At 62.0% G+C, this 4850-nt stretch carries 4 protein-coding genes and 1 pseudogene; all 5 read right to left on the bottom strand.

The window, feature by feature from the left end:
- Nucleotides 1–32 precede the first annotated feature (32 nt).
- Nucleotides 33–1523: a replicative DNA helicase gene (locus EOA86_RS22475; RefSeq protein ID WP_065009846.1), complete on the bottom strand. Its 1491-nt coding sequence runs from the start codon at nucleotides 1521–1523 to the stop codon at nucleotides 33–35.
- 242 nt (nucleotides 1524–1765) lie between these two features.
- A complete protein-coding gene (locus EOA86_RS22470; RefSeq protein WP_128343644.1) occupies nucleotides 1766–2728 on the bottom strand; it encodes a small ribosomal subunit Rsm22 family protein in 963 nt (320 codons plus the stop codon).
- A 3-nt stretch (nucleotides 2729–2731) separates the two neighbouring features.
- Nucleotides 2732–3055 carry a YnfA family protein gene (locus tag EOA86_RS22465; protein ID WP_127211775.1) on the bottom strand — a complete coding sequence of 108 codons (324 nt, stop codon included), beginning with the start codon at nucleotides 3053–3055 and terminating at the stop codon, nucleotides 2732–2734.
- A gap of 84 nt (nucleotides 3056–3139) precedes the next feature.
- Nucleotides 3140–4429 carry a cyclopropane-fatty-acyl-phospholipid synthase family protein gene (locus EOA86_RS22460; RefSeq protein ID WP_128343642.1) on the bottom strand — a complete coding sequence of 430 codons (1290 nt, stop codon included), beginning with the start codon at nucleotides 4427–4429 and terminating at the stop codon, nucleotides 3140–3142.
- Nucleotides 4430–4706: 277 nt separating this feature from the next.
- Nucleotides 4707–4850, bottom strand: a pseudogene (locus EOA86_RS40520) (50S ribosomal protein L9); the annotation flags it as partial.

Here is a 4850-nt window from a genome sequence, read left to right as displayed (position 1 = left end):
GGGTGTGACGGAGCGCGGCGGTAAGTCAAAAACTACTCAAACCTCTCCGCAATATGATGCTCCTCGGCGAGGTCGGAGAAGCGGGTGAACTCGCCCTGGAAAGCGAGGCTGACTGATCCGGTCGGCCCATGACGCTGCTTGGCGACGATGACCTCGGCCTTGCCGCGCATCTCGTTCATCTCGTTTTCCCATTTGATGTATTCGTCGGTGCCGGGCTTCGGCTCGCGGTTCTTCAGATAGTATTCCTCGCGGTAGACGAACATCACCACGTCGGCGTCCTGCTCGATCGAACCGGATTCGCGCAGATCCGAAAGCTGAGGGCGCTTGTCGTCACGGCTTTCGACTTGGCGCGACAGCTGCGACAGCGCGATGATCGGCACGGCAAGCTCTTTGGCCAGCGCCTTCAGGCCGGTGGTGATTTCGGTGATCTCCTGCACACGGTTCTGTGAGGATTTGGCGCTCGATCCCTGCATCAGCTGGATATAGTCGATGACGATGACGTCGAGGCCGCGCTGGCGTTTCAGCCGCCGCGCCCGCGCTGATAGCTGGGCGATCGAGATGCCGCCGGTCTGGTCGATGAACAGCGGGATCTTCTGCATGGTCTGCGAGCATGCGACCAGCTTTTCGAAGTCCATCTCGCTGATCTCGCCGCGGCGAATTTTTGACGACGGGATTTCGGTCTGCTCGGAAATGATGCGGGTAGCGAGCTGTTCCGATGACATTTCGAGCGAGAAAAAGCCGACCACGCCGCCATTTGCCGCCTTGAACGAGCCGTCGGCCTGTTGCGCCGGCACATAGGCTTCGGCGATGTTGAAGGCCATGTTGGTGGCAAGCGAGGTCTTGCCCATGCCGGGGCGGCCGGCGATGATGATCAGATCGGAGGGCTGCAGGCCGCCCATGCGGCGGTCGAGATCGCGCAGGCCCGTGGCGACGCCCGACAAATGCCCGTCGCGCATATAGGCGGCATTGGCCATGTCGACGGCGGTTTTGACCGCATCGGTGAAGCTCTCGAAGCCGCCATCGTAGCGGCCGGTCTCGGCCAGTTCGAACAGGCGCCGTTCGGCATCCTCGATCTGCTCGGACGGCGACATGTCGACCGGCGCATCGTAGGCGATGTTCACCATGTCCTCGCCGACGGTGATCAGTGCGCGTCGCGTGGCGAGATCGTAGATGGCGCGGCCGTAGTCGGCGGCGTTAACCACGGTGACCGCCTCGACGGCAAGCCGCACGACATATTGCGCAACCGTCATGTCGCCGACCTTCTCGTCGGCAGGTAGGAAGGTCTTCAGCGTGATCGGTGTCGCAATCTTGCCCATACGGATGAGTTCGGCGGCGACTTCGAAGATTTTTCTATGCAGCGGCTCGTAAAAATGGCCGGATTTCAGGAAATCCGAGACGCGGTAGAAAGCATCGTTATTGACGAGGATGGCGCCGAGCAGCGCCTGCTCGGCTTCGATGTTGTTCGGTGCCTCGCGATAGAGCGGTGTTTCCGCCACGCCGAATTTTCGTGCTGCCTCTGCCATGATGTCCCCGATTTCGATCCCGGCTCCTCGATATCAGAATGGGAAAAATCAGTGCTGACTTATCTGCAACAGTCCCTGTCCAACCGGCTTTGATGCCCACTGTTCACAGGAACGATAAACCGTCCACAGGACGGAATTCCCGTGCTCCGATTCCGGTTGACTCGGTAAGGTCGTGATTCTGCGCGATAGCTAGAACAAATGAAGAACAAAATCAAGTGTGTGGTGGACGCGGGCCGAAGTCGCTAGACGGAATCACCCCAGTCCAGCCGCCGCGCCGCCTTGAACAGTTCACCGTGGCGCTTGGTGAACAGTTTCTCGTCGGCACTGCCGTCCTTTTGGCAAAGGTTCAGCAGGACCTTGCCGGAGCCCGATTTCGGCGGTGCGATCACACGTGCCTGCGGTGGGGCAACAGCTTGGCGGGAGGCGGCGATGTAGATGAATTTCTCGTCCTCCCATGGCACGTCGGCATCTTTAGCCAGCCGGTGCAGGCGCGAACGCGCGACACGGCGCGAAAAATGGCACCAGTCGGGCGGCACGAGCGGGCAGGGAGCCTCATGCGGGCAAGGCGCAAGCACATGCGCGCCCGCCTCGATCAGCTGCCGGCGCACGGCAACGATGCGCTGCCATCCGGCCGGCGTGCCCGGCTCGACGACCAGCAGCGTGTTGTCGGTCAGGTGCCAGAGCCGGTCGATGAGTTTTGGCAGTGACGCCGGTCCGATCTCGTCCAGCACATAGGCGCAGGTGACCAGCTCGGCCGGCTTGAGATCGGCGAGATCGAGGGTGACATCGCCGGCCAGCCAGGCGACCCTGGCCGTCATCGCCTCAGTGGCAAGCGCCTCGCCGACCCGGCGCACCGCGGCGCTCGCCTCGATGAGCACCGCCTGCTGGAGGTCGGGCCAGATATCGAGCGCGGCCCAAAGCACCGTACCAGGGCCGGCGCCTATATCGAGCAGGGTTTTCGGAGCATAATCGGGTCTTGCCTCGCTGAGCGCATCGAGGCCGGCACGGACGGCGGCATAGGTCGCCGGCAGCCGCGTCGCCAGATAGGCCTTGACCGCCATCTGCTCGGCCATGTGCAGACGGCCGTCGCGCAGTTCGGCGCGGTAGCGGTCCGACAGCGTTTTTGCCGCTTGCTTCAGCGTCGGCAGCGGTACTTTTTCGAGCAGGCGCTCGACGCCCTGTCGAAGTGGGATAGGCAGTTCCATAGCTCACGCCCCCCGAGGCGCGAGCAGGATGACCGAGGCGCCAAGGATGCAGAGCGCGGAACCGGCAAGGTCCCAGCGGTCGGGGCGCACGCCTTCCACCAGCCACAGCCATCCGACCGAGGCAGCGATGTAAATGCCGCCATAGGCGGCATAGGCGCGACCCGCCGCGCTGACGTCTACCAGCGCCAGCAGGAAGCCGAACAATGCGAGCGAGGCCAGGCCTGGCGCCAGCCACAACGGCGACTTTTCCAGCCGCCACCACGCCCAGATCGAAAAGCAGCCGGCGATCTCGGCAAGGGCAGCAACGATGTAGATGAGATAGGTCATGAAAAAAGGTCTCGCGGCGACGACGAGACCTTTTTCAGCGTGCGGGCCGGCAAAGGCAAGCCGCAATGGGCGATCGCCGGCAGTCTATTCTGTATCCGCTACCTTGCGCCGCCGCGCGGGCTTGACGGTAGCGGCTTTTGGGCGATGTCCCATGTCACGCATCTCCAGCGCCTTCTCGCATTTGGCCATATAGTCGCGAGACATCGGCAGCGTGTCGTTCTTCTTGGCGATCTGGATTTGGAAGATCACCAGATCCTGCCAGCGGAAGGCGGCTTCCGAGGCAGCTAGGTAGAACTCCCACATGCGGCAGAAACGCTCGTCGTAAATCGTCTTGGCCTTGTCGCGGTTGGCGGCGAAGCGCTCGCCCCAGTGCTTCAGCGTGTCGGCATAATGCAGCCGCAGGATTTCGATGTCGGTGACGATGAGGCCCGACTTTTCGATCGCCGGCATCACTTCCGAGAGCGAGGGGATATAGCCGCCCGGGAAGATGTATTTGCGAATGAAGGCGCTGGTTGCCCACGGCACGCCGGAGCGGCCGATCGTGTGCAGCAGCATGACGCCGTCCGGCTTCAAGAGTGTCGCCGATTTGTCGAAAAAGGTGCGGTAGTGATTGACGCCGACATGCTCGAACATGCCGACCGAGACGATGCGGTCGAAGCGCTCGTTGAGCTCGCGGTAATCCCTCAATTCGAAATGCACGCGGTTTTCCAGGCCTTGCGCATGGGCGCGGTCGGTGGCGACGCCATGCTGCTCGGTCGACAACGTCACACCTTGCACGTCTACGTCGAAGGCCTTGGCGAGATAGAGGCCAAGCCCGCCCCAGCCGGAGCCGATGTCGAGCACCGTCTGACCGGCCTTCAGCCTGAGCTTGGCGGCGATGTGGCGCTTCTTGGCGGCCTGCGCCTCATCGAGCGTCATGTCCGGCTGCTCGAAATAGGCGCAGGAATACTGCATGTCCTCGTCGAGGAAGAGCCGGTAGAGCTCGCCCGATAGATCATAGTGGCGCTGCACGTTGCGGCGCGCGCGCGCCGCCGTGTTGATCTGCTGCAGGCGGCGGAAGGCGTGGCGCAGGCCCTCGATTGCCTTCGACCAGGTGGCATCGATGCCGCCGCTACCCATGTTCTGGAAAGCGATACGCATCACCCCCAGCACGCCACCCTCGAGTATGTCGAGTTCGCCGTCCATGTAGGCCTCCGGCACCGCCAGCATCGGATCGAAGGTGATGGCGCGCTCGGCATGCGCGGTCTTGATGTGCATGTGCACCGGATCGCCAGTGCCATCGCCGAAAATCACCGAGAGGCCTTTCGGTCCGGTGACTTTGAGGTTGCCGGTGCGCACCAGGCGGTCGAGAATGCGTTTCAGCAGAATATTCATGACCAATATCCCCTCTTGGCCAGACACGCTGTCTCGCGCACGATCCCGAAAATCGGATTCGATTTTCGGAAAGGATCATGCGCCAAACCGAAGTTCTACAGCTTCATTTGCGCGTCCAAAGGACGCGCGGCGCTGTAGTCTGCCTCAACATATAGGGGTTCGAAAAGTTCCTTTTGGCACAAAAATGCCCAGGCGAGGGGCCCGGGCATTGGTCCAGAAATGACTGGAAGCCGACGAAACGTTTTGAAGCGCCGCTCTGACGCCTTGTGACGTGCAATCAGCCGTTGTCTTCGCCGCCTTCGAACTCGGCATTGGGATCGAAGAAGTTGTCCGGGCGCGCATTGTCGTTGATGTCGTCGCCATAGATAGCTTCGGCTGTGGTAAGCGTCTCGCCCTTGTCCTGGCGCTCGGCTTCGTCGGC

The organism is Mesorhizobium sp. M5C.F.Ca.IN.020.32.2.1 (genome assembly GCF_004023105.1).
Lineage (GTDB): Bacteria > Pseudomonadota > Alphaproteobacteria > Rhizobiales > Rhizobiaceae > Mesorhizobium > Mesorhizobium wenxiniae.
This window is presented reverse-complemented; position numbering and strand designations above follow the sequence as displayed.